Origin of the sequence: Tardiphaga sp. 862_B3_N4_1, assembly GCF_051811085.1 — a bacterium.
Lineage (GTDB): Bacteria > Pseudomonadota > Alphaproteobacteria > Rhizobiales > Xanthobacteraceae > Tardiphaga > Tardiphaga robiniae.
The window spans coordinates 720,270-738,554 of record NZ_JBPWQB010000001.1 but is presented as its reverse complement, the minus strand read 5'-3'; the positions used below and the strand labels follow the sequence as shown (position 1 = coordinate 738,554).

General features: G+C 60.4%; 16 protein-coding genes. 11 read left to right on the top strand and 5 right to left on the bottom strand.

The features are described 5' to 3' along the window. Positions 1–5: 5 nt before the first annotated feature. Positions 6–1,625: an ABC transporter substrate-binding protein gene (locus tag AB8B02_RS03480; protein ID WP_439063122.1), complete on the bottom strand. Its 1,620-nt coding sequence runs from the start codon at positions 1,623–1,625 to the stop codon at positions 6–8. A gap of 296 nt (positions 1,626–1,921) precedes the next feature. On the opposite strand from AB8B02_RS03480, the gene AB8B02_RS03475 reads away from it, so the two are divergent. Next, complete coding sequence (locus AB8B02_RS03475) at positions 1,922–3,259, top strand: LLM class flavin-dependent oxidoreductase (protein ID WP_089268109.1); 1,338 nt, start codon at positions 1,922–1,924, stop codon at positions 3,257–3,259. Positions 3,260–3,323: 64 nt separating this feature from the next. On the opposite strand, the gene AB8B02_RS03470 is transcribed toward AB8B02_RS03475, so the two are convergent. Continuing rightward, entirely contained in the window at positions 3,324–4,166 is an 843-nt protein-coding gene (locus AB8B02_RS03470; protein ID WP_439063121.1) for a CmcJ/NvfI family oxidoreductase, read from the bottom strand. Between the two features lie 368 nt (positions 4,167–4,534). On the opposite strand from AB8B02_RS03470, the gene AB8B02_RS03465 reads away from it, so the two are divergent. Beyond that, on the top strand, positions 4,535–4,738 hold the full coding sequence (locus AB8B02_RS03465; RefSeq protein ID WP_439063120.1) for a hypothetical protein: 204 nt from the start codon (positions 4,535–4,537) through the stop codon (positions 4,736–4,738). A gap of 141 nt (positions 4,739–4,879) precedes the next feature. On the opposite strand, the gene AB8B02_RS03460 is transcribed toward AB8B02_RS03465, so the two are convergent. Continuing rightward, on the bottom strand, positions 4,880–5,953 hold the full coding sequence (locus AB8B02_RS03460; protein WP_439063119.1) for an LLM class flavin-dependent oxidoreductase: 1,074 nt from the start codon (positions 5,951–5,953) through the stop codon (positions 4,880–4,882). A gap of 372 nt (positions 5,954–6,325) precedes the next feature. Between AB8B02_RS03460 and AB8B02_RS03455 the strand changes: the two genes are divergently transcribed. The 5 genes from AB8B02_RS03455 to AB8B02_RS03435 all read left to right on the top strand — a co-directional run bounded on the left by AB8B02_RS03455 (position 6,326) and on the right by AB8B02_RS03435 (position 11,086). Then, entirely contained in the window at positions 6,326–7,192 is an 867-nt protein-coding gene (locus AB8B02_RS03455) for an ABC transporter permease subunit (RefSeq protein ID WP_439063118.1), read from the top strand. After that, the gene (locus tag AB8B02_RS03450) at positions 7,189–7,902 is read left to right on the top strand and encodes an ABC transporter ATP-binding protein (RefSeq protein ID WP_439063117.1); all 714 of its coding nucleotides are present in this window, start codon (positions 7,189–7,191) and stop codon (positions 7,900–7,902) included. Before AB8B02_RS03455 ends, AB8B02_RS03450 begins: the two co-directional genes overlap by 4 nt. A gap of 24 nt (positions 7,903–7,926) precedes the next feature. Then, the gene (locus AB8B02_RS03445; protein ID WP_439063116.1) at positions 7,927–8,937 is read left to right on the top strand and encodes an NrtA/SsuA/CpmA family ABC transporter substrate-binding protein; all 1,011 of its coding nucleotides are present in this window, start codon (positions 7,927–7,929) and stop codon (positions 8,935–8,937) included. A 50-nt stretch (positions 8,938–8,987) separates the two neighbouring features. Next, on the top strand, positions 8,988–10,208 hold the full coding sequence (locus AB8B02_RS03440; RefSeq protein ID WP_439063115.1) for an acyl-CoA dehydrogenase family protein: 1,221 nt from the start codon (positions 8,988–8,990) through the stop codon (positions 10,206–10,208). A 68-nt stretch (positions 10,209–10,276) separates the two neighbouring features. Continuing rightward, positions 10,277–11,086, top strand: coding sequence for a MetQ/NlpA family ABC transporter substrate-binding protein (locus AB8B02_RS03435; RefSeq protein WP_439063114.1), 810 nt, complete (start codon positions 10,277–10,279; stop codon positions 11,084–11,086). A gap of 105 nt (positions 11,087–11,191) precedes the next feature. Here the strand turns inward: AB8B02_RS03435 and epsC are convergent, their stop codons facing one another. Continuing rightward, positions 11,192–12,136, bottom strand: a complete 945-nt coding sequence (gene epsC, locus AB8B02_RS03430; RefSeq protein WP_439063113.1) for a serine O-acetyltransferase EpsC — start codon at positions 12,134–12,136, stop codon at positions 11,192–11,194. Between the two features lie 555 nt (positions 12,137–12,691). Here epsC and AB8B02_RS03425 point away from each other — a divergent pair. The 4 genes from AB8B02_RS03425 (at position 12,692) to AB8B02_RS03410 (ending at position 16,721) form a co-directional block, all read left to right on the top strand. Continuing rightward, on the top strand, positions 12,692–12,907 hold the full coding sequence (locus AB8B02_RS03425) for a hypothetical protein (RefSeq protein ID WP_093759209.1): 216 nt from the start codon (positions 12,692–12,694) through the stop codon (positions 12,905–12,907). Between the two features lie 108 nt (positions 12,908–13,015). Next, on the top strand, positions 13,016–13,255 hold the full coding sequence (locus AB8B02_RS03420; RefSeq protein ID WP_439064669.1) for a hypothetical protein: 240 nt from the start codon (positions 13,016–13,018) through the stop codon (positions 13,253–13,255). 58 nt (positions 13,256–13,313) lie between these two features. Beyond that, a complete protein-coding gene (locus AB8B02_RS03415; RefSeq protein ID WP_439063112.1) occupies positions 13,314–14,384 on the top strand; it encodes an LLM class flavin-dependent oxidoreductase in 1,071 nt (356 codons plus the stop codon). Between the two features lie 765 nt (positions 14,385–15,149). After that, positions 15,150–16,721 (top strand): CYTH and CHAD domain-containing protein, encoded by a 1,572-nt coding sequence (locus AB8B02_RS03410; RefSeq protein ID WP_158596768.1) that lies wholly within the window; start codon positions 15,150–15,152, stop codon positions 16,719–16,721. A gap of 892 nt (positions 16,722–17,613) precedes the next feature. Here AB8B02_RS03410 and AB8B02_RS03405 read toward each other — a convergent pair. Next, a complete protein-coding gene (locus AB8B02_RS03405) occupies positions 17,614–17,985 on the bottom strand; it encodes a hypothetical protein (RefSeq protein ID WP_309947029.1) in 372 nt (123 codons plus the stop codon). Positions 17,986–18,285 lie beyond the last annotated feature (300 nt).

The window sequence follows — 18,285 nt, the reverse complement described above, 5'->3', positions numbered from 1 at the left end:
CTCGTCTACTTCGCCAGCCAGAAGTCATAGGCGCTCGACGGCGAGTCTAGACCCGCCTCGAAGCTCAGCCCGTTGACGTTGTTCTTCGCCGCCAGAAACCAGCTCGGAGCGAACATCGGCACGATGAAGGCCTGATCGACGCCGAGCTTCTGGATTTCATCGGTGAGAGCACGCTTCTTCGTTACATCGGTCGAACGCAGCGCTTCATCGATCAGACCCGTGATCTGAGGATCCGGATTGGCGATGTTGGAATACAGAAAGCCTTTGGAGCCGAGCATGTCCCACAACTCCCGCGCCGGATCCGACGGATTGTCGGTGTTCGGATAGATCGTCCAGTTGCCGTTGGCGTTGTTCTTGGCATATTCGCCGGCGGTGATGATGCGCAGGTTGAGATCGAAGCCGATATTCTTGCGCAGCGCGGCCTGGATACCCTGGATCAGCACTTCGCGGTTATCGCGGACGTAAGGCTGCGGATAGCCGACGTCGATCTTCAGGCGTACGCCGTTCTTGGTGCGGAAGCCTTCGGCGTCGCGGCCGGTCCAGCCGGCTTCGTCGAGCAGCTTGTTGGCGCCCGCGATATTGTTGCCCCACGCACCGACCAGCGCCTTGTTATAGGCCGGGTTGGCCGGGCCGATGATCGACCATGCTCGCGGCACGGTACCGAGATAGACTTGTTTGACCAGCGGTTCGAGATCGAAGCCGTCTCGCAGCGCGCGCCGGACCCGCACGTCATCCGCAGGCGGAATGGTGTAGTTGATGTTGAACGTGAACGACGTGCTGGCGCCGGACGGGCCGGTCAGCAATTTGAACTCGGCCTGATCCGCGAACAGCGCCACATCGGTCGGCTGCACGCCTTCGATGAGATCGACCTGCCCCGACGTCAGCGCGCCGGCCCGCACCGCGGCCTCCGGCAGGAACCGCAGCGTCACGCGATCGAGATAGGCCGGACCGGTATGCGCGGCATAACCCGGTCCCCACTTGTAATCCTTGTTGCGCACGAATACCGCCGACTGGCCGCGGCTGTAGCGCTCGAACACGAACGGCCCGCTGCCCGCCAGCAGCGGCCCGCCGCCGCACAGATCGCCCTTGGCGAGGGCCTTTGGCGAGATGATGCCCAGCTTGACGTTGGAAGTGGACTCCAGGAACGTCGAATCCGGTTGCGTCAGGATGAGTTTGACGACATAGGGCGACACCACTTCGGCGCGATCGAAATATTGCAGCAGCGCGACAGCATTGGTGGCGTTTTCCGGCTTCTTGACGAAATCGTAATTCGCCTTCACCGCCGCGGCGTCGAATTTCTCGCCGTCGTGGAAGACGACGTCCTCGCGCAGTTTGTACGTATATTCCTTGCCGTCCGGCGAGATCGACCACTCCGTGGCCAGCCATGGCGCGAAGGTGCCGTCGGTCTTCTTGCCAACCAGCGAGTCGATATAGTTGCGCGCAACGAAAAATGCAGCCTGCTGCGAGGCGCGATGCGGATCGAAGCAGCTCGGCTCGGTCGCAACGCCCCATGTGATGGCGCCGCCGGAAACCGGCTTGCCTTCCTGCGCCTGCGCAAGCTGTCCGCCCAGCATGACCGACGCGATGACGATCGCAGTGCGTGGCGAAATACTAATCTTCCTCATTGGGGACCGTCCGTTGGTGTTTTTCACTACCAACCGCAGCAGCAACGTCTCGCATTTTCTGAAGTGATCGATGGCATGGAGTTGCCACTTCATCTGAGCGCTGCAACGCGGTAGCAATTTGTAGCGCGATCTAAATCTGCAATCCGCGCAAAGACAATGCACTTCACGCGATCTCACCGTCGCTACACCAAGTTTGAAAGATCATTCGCGATGCGATGCGATCAGTGGGCGAATGTCATACGTGCGAGCCCGAAGACAACTGGATCGCTCTCCGCCTCGCCCATCAGGAATGCTCCATGAGTGAACGCAAACTGCATCTCAACGTGAACCTGCTCCATTCCGGGGTTTATGCATCGGCATGGCGGCTGCCGGACAGCGATCCCGGCGCGTTCTACGATGTGCAGCATTATGTGAATGTCGCGAAGATCGCCGAGCGCGGAAAATTCGACGCGATCTTTCTCGCCGACACTCCGGCCATCACCGACCGCATCGACTTGCGGCCATTTCAATCCATGGAGCCGACCATCGTTCTGGCTAGCGTGGCTGCCGCGACCACGCATATCGGCCTGATCGCCACCGCATCCACGACCTATAACGAGCCATATAACATCGCACGGCGCTTCGCGACGCTCGACCATGCGAGCGGCGGACGCGTCGGCTGGAATGCGGTGACCACGGCGGACGCGTCTGCGAGCCGCAATTTCGGCCTCTCAAACGTGCTCGAACACGGCTTGCGCTATGAACGCGCGAAGGAATTCGCCGAAGTCGTGCACGCGCTGTGGGACAGCTGGGAAGACGACGCCTTTGTCGGCGACAAGGCGACGGCGCGCTTCGTCGATACGTCGAAGGTCCACGCCATCGATCATCGCGGCACACATTACACCGTGGCCGGTGCGTTGACCGTGCCGCGCTCGCCGCAGGGCCGGCCGATCACCGTGCAGGCCGGCGGTTCGAGCGACGGCCGCGATCTCGCCGCCGCGCAGGCCGATGCGGTGTTCACGCTGTCGCAATCGATCGAGGATGGCGTCGCCTATGCGCGTGATCTGCGGGCGCGGGCCGTCGCCTATGGCCGCCCATCGGATTCCATCGTGATCCTGCCGGGCCTCGCGACCATCATCGGCAGCACCGAGGCCGAAGCGCAGCGACGGCAGGATGAGTTGTGGGACCTGGTGCCGATCCAGTACAGCCTGTCGCGGCTCGCAGGAACACTGCATGTCTCGCCCGACATCCTCGAGCTCGACAAGCCATTGCCGGACATTCCACTGCCCGCCAATGCCAATCAGACGATGTTCAAGGGCACCGTTGCCATGGCCCGCAAGGATAATCTGACGGTACGGCAACTGCTCAAGGCGCTGGGCGGCGGGGTCGGCCATCGCATCATCGTCGGAACGCCCGAGGCGATCGCCGACGATATCGAGGCCTGGTTCAGGGCCGGTGCCGCCGATGGCTTCAACCTGATGCCTGACGTCTTGCCGACCGGTCTGGCCGTGTTCGTCGACGAGGTCGTCCCGCTGCTGCAGAAGCGCGGCATCTTCCGCCGCGACTACGAGGGGACCACGCTGCGCGATCACTTCGGACTCGAACGTCCGCCCAGCCGCTATGCAAAGCGCCCCGCAGCGGCCGTCACGGCGTGATATCACTATGGATGACTGCTCCCGTCGCGATCGACGGGAGCATTCACGGTCGCGCTAACCTGCCCTATGGCGCGTGGAACACCAGCGCCCGCAGCTCGATGCTCTCGCGCGGCGGCGCATCCGCAGGCGCGGTCGGATCGGCAAAGGCCGTATGCGGAGCGAAACGTGCGACGCCGTCTTTGGTCGAATCATAGCACTTCAGCAGCAGTATCTCGTCAGGCGTCATATCCGGCACGTAGTACCAGCGATGCTGCGGATTGAATTTCACCGCGTAGGTTTCACCGACCCGGTGCTGATAGACCAGATCCGATCCGACCAGTTCGTCAAAGCGAACGGTCCGCGCATCGGCGACCGCCAGCGGCGAATCCTTCAACGGGCCGCGGATCGGACGCCACAGATTGATGATCTGCACGCGCCCCTTGAGCAATTCTTCCGCATCCTCCGGGAGCAGATCGCGGACACGTTGCGGACCCGATTTATCGGTGTGATCGACATGCACCCGGGCGACAGGCTGGCGCGGGCCTTCGCCGCGGTCATTGACGCCATCGACGCGCTTGCGCACGGTATGATCGAAGATGAAGACACGGCTCGCGCCGGTGATGTCTTTGAGCAGCTTCTCGGCTTCGGGATAGTAGACGTCCTTGACGTTCTCGTCGTCGTAGAAATCGGACACCGCGCTGTGCTGGTGCGCCACCGCAAAGCCGTGTTCATCGAGCGACCACTGATCGATGCTCGGTCGCGCATCATGGATCGCAACCGCATGCGGCTCCGGCTCCGCAGTGGAGCGCGGCTCGCCGGCCGGAGGATCGAATGTGTAGGTACGAGGGCGGCCATTGATCGGTGCCAGGTAGTTCAGATCCGCGGTGACGAATGCACCGGCCGTGATCTTCTCGTTGAGCAGTCCCATGATGGTTCTCCCGATTGACATGGGCTCATCACACATTTCATGCGGCCCATTTGGTTCAATCTGATCCCGGAGACCCACCGCGCCAATGGGGCGTCTCAAATAAGAACGTCATTTCCCGTCAGCGTGAAAACGGATGATGTGATTTCAGCATCGGTATCGATTGAAGATGTTTAATGTTGTGATCACGATCATCGTGAACAACGTTCGGCGTCGGTGCTTCTCCGCACCCGGAACATCGCTTGCATCTGCAAGCATTTACGCCTCGTGACCGGCGCTCCGAAAGAAGGATTGGAAGCCGTTCGGCCCAACTTTGGAATTCCCAAGCGCGCTGCGTGGAGCGTTAATGAGTGTCTTCAGGAGTCGAATTGATGCCACATCCGCCACTTCTCGCCGTCGCCATCGCAGGTGCTCTCGCGCTTGCGACGGCCGTCGAGACCTATCACGCTGCCCATCAGCCCAAGCCTGACACGTCCCGGAATACTGCAGCCACAGCGACGCCAGCCCAGCAACTCGATCGTGCCCTGCAGGCGCTCCGCCTCGATACAGTCAGAGACAACGCATCGGCCATGTAGACGGAAGAAGGGACCAAGGCATGTATCTCGGAAAGATGATCGTTTTGGTACTGGGACACGCGACGTTCCTCAGCCTGTTCGTGTGGTGGTTTGGCTAAGCGGGGCTCTCGCCTTCCGGCAAGACCGCTTCGCGGTGTCAACTCAACCGCGCGAGGTCTTCAGCAAAGCTGCCTTCCCCCTCACCCGTGGAAAGACTTGCTCGGCAAAACGCTGCATCTCGCTCTCCAATGGCTGGAATTGCAGCATGAATAACTCGATGCCGGCGGCATGGAACTCGCGGATACGGGCAGCGACCGTATCGTAGCTTCCTACCAGACCCGCAACGGTCCCGCCATTGGTGCCGACCCGCGGTGACTTCTGCATCGTCTGCATCATCACGACCTTGGGATCGGTATTGGCCCGCTGAATGGCCTTCATCGGCGCGTCCTGCGCGGCGAGCGCCAGCAGACGCTGATGTGCCTGTTCGGCTTCTGCGTCAGTCTCACGCGCGATCACGAAGGCCGACAGGCCGAAACGCAGCGGTGCGCCGGCGCGCGGTCGTGCCGCGACATTGGCGATCAGCGCTGCCACATCGGCCAGCGGCTGGCCGTTGATAAACCAGACATCGCCATGCGCTGCCACCAGATCGCGCGCCGGCTCGGACTCGCCGCCGACATAGATCGCAGGCCGCGCGCGGTACAGGTCCTTCGGCCGCAGCGCGTAGTCTCGGATGTCGAAATTTTCGCCCTTGTGCGTCAGCCGCTCCCCGCTCGTCAGCTGCGCAACGATCGAGATCCATTCCTTGCCATAGGCGTAACGATCGTCATGCTCGGCAAAGCCGATACCGGCCTTCTCCAGCTCGGGCTTGTTCCAGGCATTGACCAGATTGAGCGCAAAGCGGCCGCGGCTGATATTCTCGATCTGCAGTGCCATCTTGGCGAGTACGACCGGATGGAACAGATAGGGCTTGATCGCCGCAATGATCTCGATCCGGCTGGTCAGCGCAGCCAGCGCCGCTGCCGAGCTCCAGGTCTCGAGTTGGTCGAGATCTTCCTGATGCGGATTGATGGTGTGCTGCGCGATCAGAGTCGAATCGTAACCCAGTGCCTCGGCCTGCAGGACCAGCGCCTTGTTACGCTCCCACGATGCATCATACGGCTCTTCGGGATCTTGATGCGCCGCCCGTGGCCCATGCACCGGTGCCCAGACGCCAAATCGAAGAGGATTCGTGCTCATTGTCTGCCTCATATTCACGTCGCTCTCGCTATAAGACGACCCGCACACAACAATGCAAGCACCGCCATGCACTCATGACATCGGCGGCAAAATAGCGCGGATCGAACGAGAAACTTCTTCTTCGCATGACGCATAGCACCACAAGAAAATTCCACTGCGCTTCGGGCCGATCAAATTTCAAGGCAACACGCAGCTTCATTTTCCAAAAACAAGCACTGCAAAAGATCGTTCACCTCTCAATCGCGTCGCTCGGATATCAAACTGATCTAATATCGCATGGAGAATGGTTTCGCCGAAGAAACTGAAGACGCTGCGCTTTTCGTTGCTCTATCATCGCCGCTGAATTTCAGAACTGCAGCAACGGATGGCAGGGTGAGCAACGTCGACTACGTCATTCAACAGGAGTATCGCGCGCCCGCAACGCCGGCACCCGCGCGCCACGCTTCCGCCATTGCCAAACCCGGCCTGAAGCCAAATCTGATCGTCCTGTCCTGGATCGCGCCCGTTATTCTTATCGTTGTTTGGGAGGCATTGGCGCAGGCCGGTTGGCTGTCGCCGCAAGTGCTTCCTGCCCCCTCAAAGGTGCTACGCACGGCGTGGAAGCTGACTTTGTCGGGCTCGCTGCTGAACGATCTCGGCGTCAGCCTGCTGCGTGCGGCCGCGGGCTTTGCAATCGGCGGCAGCATCGGCTTCATTCTCGGCACGCTGGTGGGCTTCTCGCGCATCGCCGAAGCATTGATCGATCGCAGCGTGCAGATGATCCGCGCGATCCCGTTCCTCGCCCTCGTGCCCCTCGTCATCGTCTGGTTCGGCGTCGGCGAAGGACAGAAGATCTTTCTGGTCTCGCTCGGCGTCGCCTTTCCGATCTATATCAACACCACCCTCGGCATTCGGCAGATCGATCCGAAGCTGATCGAGCTCGGCCGCGTGCAAGGATTGTCCACGCTGCAATTGATCCGGCGCATCATCCTGCCCGGCGCGCTGCCGTCGATCCTCACCGGTGTCCGCTATTCGCTGGCAACGGCATGGCTGGCGCTTGTGGTGGCCGAGACCGTCGGTGCGCAATCAGGCCTCGGGTTCCTCGCCATGGACGCCCGCGAGTTTCTGCGCACCGACGTGATCGTGCTGACCATCGTGATCTACGCGCTGATCGGCGTTGCCGCCGACTCCATCGCCCGGCTGCTCGAACGCAAATTGCTCGCCTGGCATCCGAACTACGGCAAGGGCGCACGATCATGAGCCCGACATCCGTGACATCAAGCGAAAACGCCGTAACCGTGAGTGGCCTGACGCGGGCCTATGGCCCGCGGGTGGTGATCGACAGGCTGGATCTTCGCATCGGGCGCGGTGAATTCGTCGCCCTTCTCGGTGAAAGCGGCTGCGGCAAGACCACGTTGCTGCGCGCGCTCGCCGGTCTCGACCCGATCCAGGGTGGACATATCGATGCGCCCGGGCGACCTGCCGTGGTGTTTCAGGAACATCGCCTGCTGCCGTGGGATACGCTCTGGCAGAATGTCTCGCTCGGCCTTCCCGGCGCGGATCCGCGCAAGCGCGCCGCCGCTGCTCTGGTCGAAGTCGGGCTCGGCGACCGACTGGACGACTGGCCGCGCAATCTGTCTGGCGGACAGGCGCAGCGCGTCGCCCTCGCCCGCGCGCTGGTGCAGGAGCCCCGGCTGCTGTTGCTCGACGAACCCTTCGCAGCACTGGACGCGCTGACGCGAATTCGCATGCATGTGCTGGTCAAGGAGCTTGTGGCCCGCCACCAGCCTGGCGTTCTTCTCGTTACACATGACGTCGATGAAGCAATTGCTCTGGCCGATCGAATTCTGGTGATGCGCAACGGCGTGATCGCGTCCGAGCACCGCGCCGACACTCATGGCGGGCCGGCTGCATCCCGCGATCAACTGCTTCGCGAACTCGGCGTCGCCACCAATCTCCAGGTCGCCTGATTCCACCTCACAGGAAGTTTTCTCATGTCAAATCCGTTCTTCACATCGTCACGCCGGGATTTTCTCAGTCTAGCGATGGCTGGTGTCAGCGCCTATGCCGGCATTCATCTCGCCAGCCATGACGACGCCATCGCGCAAGGCACCGGGCGAAAGACCGACAAGGTCCGTCTCACCTGGGGCTATCACGGCCTCACGCTGATCGCCAAGGAACGCGGCGAGTTCGAGAAGCCACTCGCCCAGCATGACATCAAGGTGGAATGGCTCGGCCCATTCCCGAACCACGCGCCGACCTTACAGGCGGTGACCGGTGACAGTGCTGATTTTGGCTTTGGCGGTAGCACCACGCCCGCGCTGGCGGCCATCATCGCCGGCTCGCCGCTCGTTTTCACCCAATTCGTGCTCTACGAGCCGCGCACGACGGCGATCATCGCCAAGGATGATTCCGGCATCAACAAGGTCGAGGATCTGGTCGGCAAGTCGGTCGCGGTCAACCGCTCCGGGCTTGGCGAGTTCCTGCTCATCGCCGCGCTCGAGAAGCACAAGGTCGACCGCTCCAAGGTGAAACTCGTCTATCTCAACCCGCCGGACGCAGCGCCGGCACTCGCATCCGGCAAGGTGGATGCCTGGTCGATGTGGTCGCCGGGCGTCGACATCGCGCGGCTGGACTACAAGGCTCACGACGTTTTCCTTGAGGGACGCGACCTGCCGTTCCAGATCGACTTTTCCTCTTACGTGACGTCACGCAAGTTCGCGAAGGACAATCCGGCCATCGTGCGGGCGCTCAATGCGGCCTATGAGAAGGAAGCGCAGTGGGTCAACAAGAACACCACCGACGCCGAGCATCTCATCCAGAAGGTCGCGAAATATGACGACCGGATTCGAGACCAGTTCATCGAGCGCAAACGCAACTACACGCTCATCCCCGTGTCGGATAAGAAATTCGTCGGAGAACTGCAAACCGCAGCGAACTGGCTGACCGAGCGAAAGGTCCTGCCCGAGTCCGTCACCGTCTCGGATCATCTGGCCAGTCTTTAAGCCTCTGTCGCCGCTCGATCCTCCCACCGGAATCGCCGAGAAAGAATCCCATGAACAAGCCCACACCACATCACGCGTTCGACGTGTCGCAGCCGATCCGGATCGGCTCGTCCGATCTGCAACAATTGTTTGATCACATCGCGCAGGGCGAGGCAGAGCGCGAGCACGACCGTGTTCTGCCTTACGACATCATCGAGCTGATCCGCCGATCGCGGATCGGCGCGCTCCGCATTCCCAAGGCCGACGGCGGCGGCGGCAGTACCGTGCGAGAACTGCTCACTGCCGTCATCAGGCTGGCGGAAGCCGACGCCAATGTCGCGCATATCCTGCGCAATCACTATAGCGTGGTCGAGCGCCTGCTGGCCTCGCCGCCAAGCGCGCAAAATCGCAAGTGGCGCGACGACGTCGCGGCTGGCGCCATCATTGGCCTCGCCACCACGGAGCTCGGCAGCTCGCAGGTGGGAGACATCGCTCCCGCCACTATCGTCACGCCGGATGGCGACGGCTACCGCCTTAACGGCACCAAATATTACAGCACCGGCACGCTCTATGCGGACTACGTGCTGGTGCGCGTCGCGGACGCCAATGAAGCGCTCGCGACCACGATCGTTCCGGTCAAGCGCGAAGGCATCGAGCTGGTCGATGACTGGGATGGTTCGGGCCAGCGCCTGACCGGAAGCGGCACCACGCATTTTCATAACGTCCGGGTCGAAGCGGCCGAACTCATTTTCGATCAACCCAATATCGGCTACGGGGCCGCCTATCAGAACACGTTCGCGCAACTCTATCTGACGGCCATCAATGCCGGCATCGCCGCAGCCATCCTGCGTGACGCCAGCGACCTGGTCAGGCGGCGCGCGCGCAGTTTCTATTACGCGCCCACCCTTCGCCCGCGCGAGGACCCGATCCTGCAGCAGACTATTGGCCAGATCGCAAGCAATGCGTTCGCGGCAGAAGCGACCGTGCTGGCCGCGGCCGACGCGCTTGACGTATCGAGCAACGCCCCTGATCGCGAAGACACCAAGCCGGCGCTGGATGCCGCCCTCGCATCGTCCAAGGCCAAGATCGTCGTCGACGAACTGGCCATCCGCAGTGGCAGCCTGCTGTTCGACACCGGCGGCGCATCCGCGACCAAGAAGTCCGACAATCTTGACCGCCACTGGCGCAATGCGCGGACGCTGTCGTCGCACAACCCGGTGACCTACAAGGCGCAGGCGATCGGCGCGTATGAGATCAACGGCACGCCGCTGCCGGCCAAGGGCTTCTTCTAGGCCATCCGGAACGCTGCGACATCGTAGCGAGCGCGGTACATTCACTTCATTCCCAACCTGGACACATCATGAAAGCTGCATCTCGATTTCTCATTCTCTCCCTTTCAGCGCTTGCACTGTCGTTACCCACCCTGCAGGCCAATGCCGCCGACAAGCCGCTCAAGGTCGGCGTTTCGGCAGGGCCCTATGGTGACATTCTTCGCGAGGCCGCGCGGCTTTCCGAGAAAGAGGGACTGAAGGCGGAGATCATCGAGTTCAGCGACTGGAACCAGCCCAATGCAGCACTACAGGCAGGCGACATCGACCTCAACAACTTCCAGCACCGCTTCTATCTCGCCAATCAATCGAAGGCGCGCGGCTACAAGCTCTCCGCCCTCGATGAATCGATCCTGGTGCCGGCCGGCGTCTTCTCCAAGAAATACACCAAGGCCTCCGACATTCCCGACGGGACCAAGATCGCCATCCCCAACGATCCGACCAATGCAGCACGCGCATTGTTGCTGTTTCAGACAGCCGGACTGCTCAAGTTGAAGACCGATGCCGGCCTCTCGGCGAGCATTCTCGATGTGACTGAAAATCCGAAGAAGCTGCAGATCGTTGAAATCGACGCGGCCCAGTTGCCGCGGTCTCTCGATGACGTGGCAGCCGCCTTTGTGTCATCCAACTACGCCTATCTCGCTGGCCTGGACCTCAACAAGGCACTTGCGGCCGAGACCAGCGTCGTCGAAGCCAAGCCATATTATACCCTCGTCTTCGCCGCGCGTGACGATCGCAAAGACGATTCGCAGATCAAGAAATTCATCTCGATCTATCGTTCGCAGCCGGTGAAGGATTTCATCCGCACCAAGTTCAACGGCTCGATCCTCGCCGCCTGGTAATCCCAGCGGGAGGGCAGCTCGCGTGTTCTCCCTGACGCGATGTAGCATGGCCCGACCACGGGCCGTGCCTGTCGCGACAGCGGCAGCGGGCCGGCTATCCAACCATCATCGCGGGCTGATCTTGCTGCGCACCGATGCCTGCGTCACGAAACTGTTGGGCGGCACGTCTTCGGTCAACCAGACATTGCCGCCGATAGTGGAGCCGCTTCCGACCACGATGCGTCCCAGAATGGTTGCGCCCGCATAGATGATGACATCGTCCTCGATGATCGGATGGCGCGCATTGCCCTTGATGGCCTTGCCCTCGTGATCGGTGGGGAAGTGCCGGGCTCCAAGCGTTACCGCCTGATAGATTCGGACGCGATCGCCGACGATGGCAGTTTCGCCGATCACGACGCCGGTGCCATGGTCGATGAAGATGCTGGCGCCAAGACGCGCGCCCGGGTGAATGTCGATTCCCGTTGCACTATGCGCCAGCTCGGCGATCAGCCGCGCCACCATCGTCGCCCCGAGATTGTAGAGCAGGTGCGCGACGCGGTGATGGATGATTGCCACCATGCCGGGATAGCCAATCAGGATTTCGGGAAAGCTCGTCGCAGCAGGATCTCCCACGAAGGCGGCCCTGAGATCGCTGACCAGCCTGCCTCGGATCTCCGGCAGCCGGGCGGCGAAGTCGCGCGTCAACGTAACGGCATCCTCGAAATGTCGCTCGGTCGGTGCGCCGTCGGAAACGAAAGTCTGCCCGCGGTAGACTTGCTCGAGCAAGCCATCCAGCGCAGCGCCAAGTTTACCTTCGACAAACGCATCGATGTTTTCGGTGCCGAAATCGGAGCGGCCGTAATGCCGGGGAAACAATGCCTCGGTGAGGCTCTTGAGCACCTCCGCGAGGGCTTCGCGCGACGGCGCCCGTCTGCTCGGCCCACGCTGCCAGATATTGTGGGCAACGTCGCGGGACTCGCGCAGCCCGGCAACGATCGTACCCAAGTCCCAAAGCGGCGCCGGACCGTCCCGACCTATGTCTTGTTTGACGTCGTCGGCAACCCTCGACATCGCGGCTCCCCTGTTCCGATCTCATGCAGCTGCAACTGTGACTCATGAGCCGAGGACAAGGAATTCCAAAAGTGCCCCATTTTCGATACGTCCATCCTTTCTTCTCACGCGCCGACCTCACGTCACGTGCCTTCGCTTCCGATACGATCACAGTCAAGCAGTCGACCCAGCGCGCGCAGCTCCAAACCTTGGGCACGCTGCTTGGCGGAACGATTTCCCGTGGTCGGATGGCTGCTGCCGTCGCCAAACAGCCATCCATTCGCCGCACATGCCTGCGCACAGCAGCGTCGTCATTGCGATGACGATAAATTTGGATGGCCATTTCATTGACGAACGAACGCCGCCGTCGGATATTCGTGACACAGATTATGCACTTCGGAATGCCTGCATGACCGCATATGAGACAACAGTAGTAAGCCAGTTGCGCAAGCGCGTAACACGCCGCTGCGTGTCCGCGGCCACCGGCGCGTGTTGTTGATTCCAGCGTAACGACTCACACCGAACATCCCATCACTCATTGATAGGATCGCTGCCTCGGCGGCGAACAGAACGCGCATGTCCAATGCCTATGTCATCGAAGTCTTCAATCGTACTGCCGGAATCGTCGTCGCCGAAGAGCGCGGATTTCGTTTCTTTTCATCCGAGCCTGCCTTCGACACGCTCGAAGGCGACCATTTCGGATCGGCCCGTGCAGCGGAACGCGCGGCGAAGGCACTCATCGACCAGCGAAGTCACAAGGCTAGCCAATCCCGTATCGCCACGGCTCGTTGAGATCGAGACTGTCCCGACCCCAACCAGAATGACAATCAGCGCCGAACGAACAAAATTGCCCGGCGCAGACGGCATGGAGAATATTACTCCACGCCGGAACGCCCCGGCGTGCTGATCATCATTATTTCTGGCACGCGCTTGCGTAGATCGGATTTATCGCCTTGTTATCTGCAAATGTCGCGTTGGAGAAAGATGATGCGTGAACTATCGGCGGAAGCCCGGTTGCATAACCGTGCGCGCGCGTCGTCGAACCGCACAGCGGTGCGCCTGCACACGGCCGCCGTTTACGGCGCATTTGCGTTGATCGCAGCCATCGTGTTCGGCGCGACATCGGTGCGCCCATTTTGACAACGGCACGGGACGGTGAGCCGCACGCAAACATGCGGTCCCATCGTCAGAGGACATCATGAGCGATCGTTCGGAGTTTCTTTGGTACATCCCGAATGACGTGAAGGCAGGTCACCGCGGCGATGTCGTCGATCCAAACCACAACAGCGTCGAGACGCTTGCCGACCAGGCGCAAGCGCTGGAACGTCATGGGTGGAAAGGCGCGCTGATCGGAACCGGCTGGGGAAGACCGGACACATTCACTGTCGCGTCAGTGCTGGCGGCCCGAACGACGCGTTTCGAGCCGCTGATAGCCATCCGTCCCGGCTATTGGCAGCCGGCGCATTTTGCATCTGCCGCAGCCACACTGGATCAATTGAGCGGTGGCCGGGTTCGCATCAATATCGTCTCCGGCAAGGACAATCTGGCAGCTTATGGGGATGACGAAGCCGACTCGTCGCAGCGATATGCGCGCACCAAGGAATTCATGCGCATCGTCCGGCGGCTATGGACCGAAGAAAACGTCACCTATTCCGGCGCACATTTTTGCGTTTCAGACTCGACCGCGGCGCCGCGCATACTCCAGCGCGGCAATCGCCGACATCCGAAGCTGTATTTCGGCGGGGCGTCGGACGCGGCCGAGCATGTCGCCGCAACCGAAGCCGATGTCCAGCTGTTCTGGGGCGAACCGCTCGGTGACGTCAAACAGCGCATCGAACGGCTCAAGACCTTGAGTCAGCGCCTCGATCGGGACCTCTCGCCTTTGGAGTTTGGACTCAGGATCACGACGCTTGTCCGCGAGAGCTCGGCCGAAGCCTGGGCTGCGGCGGAAGCCAAGGTTGCCGACATGGCGAAGAAAGCTGGCGCGGGCTGGAACGACCACGGCCCAGCCATCGCAATCGGCCAACGGCGACTGCTCGACCTGCAGGCCCGCGGCGACGTCCTCGACGACAATCTCTATACGGCACCAGGAAAATTCGGCGCAGCCGGCGCCGGCACCACCTGGCTGGTCGGTTCGGCATCCGAAGTGGCCAGCTCGCTGCAGAAATACCGCGATCTCGGCATCAAGTATTTTATCCTGTCCGACACGCCCTATCTGGCGGAGATCGAGCGACAAGGCAAAATACTCCTGCCTTTGCTTCGAGATTGATTTGCACGGCACCATCCGTCCTTATCCGGATTGGCACCATCATTCTCTGTCCTGTTCGAACCAGCCTATTGCTACCTCGATCTTGCGCTCGATACGCCTGAAGAAGAGGCGCATTATATAATTGATATCATTATATAATTTATGGGAGCGCCTTTAGGCTCAATCGTGCCGAGGGCCGCTTTGCGGCCCAGTCCCGCTTCCAGAAGGACGATGTAGCTCGTCCGGAATGCAGCGCCGGCTTCCGCCGGATCGCTTTCGCTCCGACGAGGTAAACTAGGCGGATATCGCTGCCCCGTTCGCGATACTCTGGCGCGTAAATTTAATTGCGGCGGCCTGCCGTAAGTGATTGAATTTTCAGCAACTCGACGCAACTAATGATGGAGATACTTCGCCAGCGAGGTTACTGCCATGCTTGCCGAGAAGTTTTTCCTGGTGCTCGAGACAATCAGAAGTCACGCCTCCGATGATAAGCCATCCAATGGTAGATCATCTCCAGTCGTGACCGGTCCCGTACCGCAGACCGCGATCAAACCGCCGAGCGAAAAGCAAAGTAAGGCCGCCAGCTGAGGTAGGGATTTGCTTTTCACGGATGTGGGCGTTCGCACCATTCGAACAGCCCTGAGTCCCGCTGGTCCCGATCGATCCGGAAATTGCCGTCGTAATTTACCGCGTCATTCCATCGCCATCTTGGGCATGTCTTGCTAGTGTCATAAAATATGATGCGTGCTTCCGATGGAGTTACCATTGAACGCCCAGCAGCCAATCGTGCCCGATTCTGCTGGCGCAGCAATTGCCGTGCGACCGGGCGAACAGGCGGAAATCGAACTTAAGCTGCTGGCGCCGCAAGCTATCCTCGAAAAACTGCGCCAGATGCCCGTCATCGTGCAGCATGCGCGCAATCGCGGCGTGGTCCGCCGGCTGGAGACAATTTATTACGACACACCGGAGGGGGCGCTGTTTCAACGCGGCATGTCGCTGCGCGTGCGACGCAGCGGCAAGCATTTCATTCAGACATTGAAGCTTCTGCCCGACATCGGGCGGCCGTTGGCGCGACGGCAGTGGGAAACATCGGTTGACAGTATGACTCCCGATCTGGCGCGACTTCCTGGCGCCGAGATCGGCGATCCGCTGACGACGCTTACGCCCGATGCGCTCGTGCCAGCGTTTGCGACAAGAGTTCGCCGGCATGCACGGCAGCTCGATCTGCCTGATGCGTCAGTTGAGATCGCCTTCGACGTGGGGACTATCGAGGCCGGTACGCGTCAAGAAGTCCTGTCCGAGATCGAGCTCGAATTGAAGAGCGGCAACGCCGGCGCGCTGTTTGATCTCGGAACGCAGTTGCTCGATGCCGCGCCGCTGCAGGTCGGCACACGGAGCAAGGCAGAACGCGGTTATGCGCTGGCGTTCAATGTCATGCAACCGGCAGTGAAAGCCGAACCTGTCAACATCACTGCCGAGCACGCGGTTGACGACGTCATTGCGCTGCTGGGAGGCGCCTGCTGGCATCATCTCCTGCGCAATCATGCGGTGGCAAAGGCGGGATCCGACCCCGAAGGCGTGCACCAGATGCGCATCGCTCTGCGCCGTTTGCGCACGATCTGTGCGCTGTTCCGGCGCGAGATCCCATCGCCCTCATTTGAGGCGATCAACAGCGAAGCGAGGTCGCTGATGCGACAGCTCGGCCGAACCCGCGATTGGGACGTTTTCGCCACCACGATCGTTTCTCGCGTGGCGACGACCACGCCGGAGGTCGACTTCGGCGGCTTGCGCGAGGCAATCGAGCGGCAGCGCAAGTCGAGCTATGGCAGCCTGCAGGCGGTTCTCGACGATCCGCGCTACAGCCGTTTTCTGCTTTCGCTCGGGCACTGGGTCGAGCGCCGCAGCTGGCGCAACGATATCGACAGCGATGCGCTGGCTGTCCTGTCGCAGCCAATACCGGCGCTCGCTGACAAAATTCTGGCGCGACAGCAGCGGAAGGTGCGCAAGCATGGCGGGCACTTCCGGCAGCTCGACACCGCTGCACGGCACAGTCTCAGGATCCAGCTCAAGAGGCTGCGCTATGCGGCTGAATTCTTCTTGCCACTTTACGCCGGCCATGCGCCCGCCAAGCGCTACGTGGCTCGGCTCGCCAGACTCCAGAAGAGTCTGGGACGCGTATGCGATATCGCAAGTATCCGCGGATTGCTCGGTTCCGTCAGGCAGGACGGTCAGGCCGCGCTTCACCTCGCCATCGGCACGGTCACTGGCTGGCAGGCCCGCGACGAGATTGCGGCCGCGAAAACGCTGCGCAAGAAATGGCGGCGCTTCAAGGCGACGCCGGCATTCTGGGGCCGGTAGAGTTCGTCGCGCTCATCTACGGGCGTGACAGCGCGCACCTCAATGATCGAGAAGCACTACGCCCGTTGGATTTCTGATGGCCTGGAAGAGTTAGCCGCGCGATCTGTAGTTCCACTCCTTCCTCGAGATGAGGCATGATGCATCTTTTACGAAGGGCAGCGATTGCGGCCACAGCGTGCCACCTAAAGCAATGCCGCTCATGAAATATTGAATGAAGCAATATCGATGGTATAGGCAGTTCCGATCAACTCGGTGTAATTGCCGCATCTCCCGCCGGTGCCGCACGGCCGTTGGTTATCCGCACTCGATGCCATATCAGGAGTAAGGCTTGCAAAGCTGTGGTGATGCCAGCTGTATCCCGCATTGTTTGTTGATTTTATTAGATTTTACGATTTCTTCCGGATCAACCCCACCGTTCGCCCCAACCGCACTTTGCGTGCGCTCGATCAGGCCGCATACTTTCGCCTGTCCTGGGATTGTACCAAGCGCCCTTGTCCGCCGGACCACGCCACTCGAATTCTGGAGCATCCAGCATAGGTGGGAATGAGCTTGGCCAATCCCAAAAGTCCGATCGTCTGTTACGTCGGCGATGAAAGCGCCATGCATTCCAACAGGTGCTATGGACTGTTTCTCAGCACTAGCTTCCGGTCAATGTCGTGCTGATTAACAACGGGGTTGCACAGGATGATCGATCCAGGTCGGAAGTGTTGTGTAGGCAGCCTGTAATCCGATCGCGAGCACAACGACGATTACAACCAGCAGGATGATGCCTAGCACTTGCTCCAGATCGAAATCCTTCCGGCACAAGCGACCCAATCGGTTGTATAGGCCGCAGGCCAAGCGGGCTTGAGAGTGAACTACGCACGATCACTCAGGAACTCGGGGCCTCGTTTTAAAATGAGGGATGGGTTCTGCGGATAGTGACCAAGGCATCCGGAAGTGGCTGAGCGCCTTCATCGGCTGCAAGAGTAATACGATCGACCTTGCTGAGGAACACAAACGATATTTCAGCCGTGGGCCCCAAATCTTTCAAGGCGGCATAAAACGTTGCAGCCTCGCACGCGCTTGCGCCTCGCACACTGATAACCGATGTCTGCCTGAAAATTCGCTGACCGTCGCACGTCACCCTACCGAGATCCTCTCGAAACTCAGAAAGAAGACATATGCCTTTCGCGACCTCAACAGAACTCGCATCGAACGCTAACGTCGGATGTCCGTCAATCTCTACGGCAAACAACAGTCGATCACTGAAAGGATCGGTCACGAGAATATTCCTTTCCCGATAATAGTTAGTGACAGCTTCCATAAATTGTATTCTGATACTGTTCGCAAAAACCCACTCTTAAAGGGGAATGTTTTCAAAAGCCGAGCGCGCATATCCGTCGTGACGCTTAATCCAGACGATTATTTACGCCGCGAGGCACCGTGATGAAGGCTGTTAACAGCGCAAGTCGATCGTGATCTCGCGTCAATCCGCCTTTCCGTGAATCGAATTCAGCTTATCTTGTCAATCCCATCTCCTTAACAAGAACATGAAATCAATTTCTACAATCTAAACCGAGAC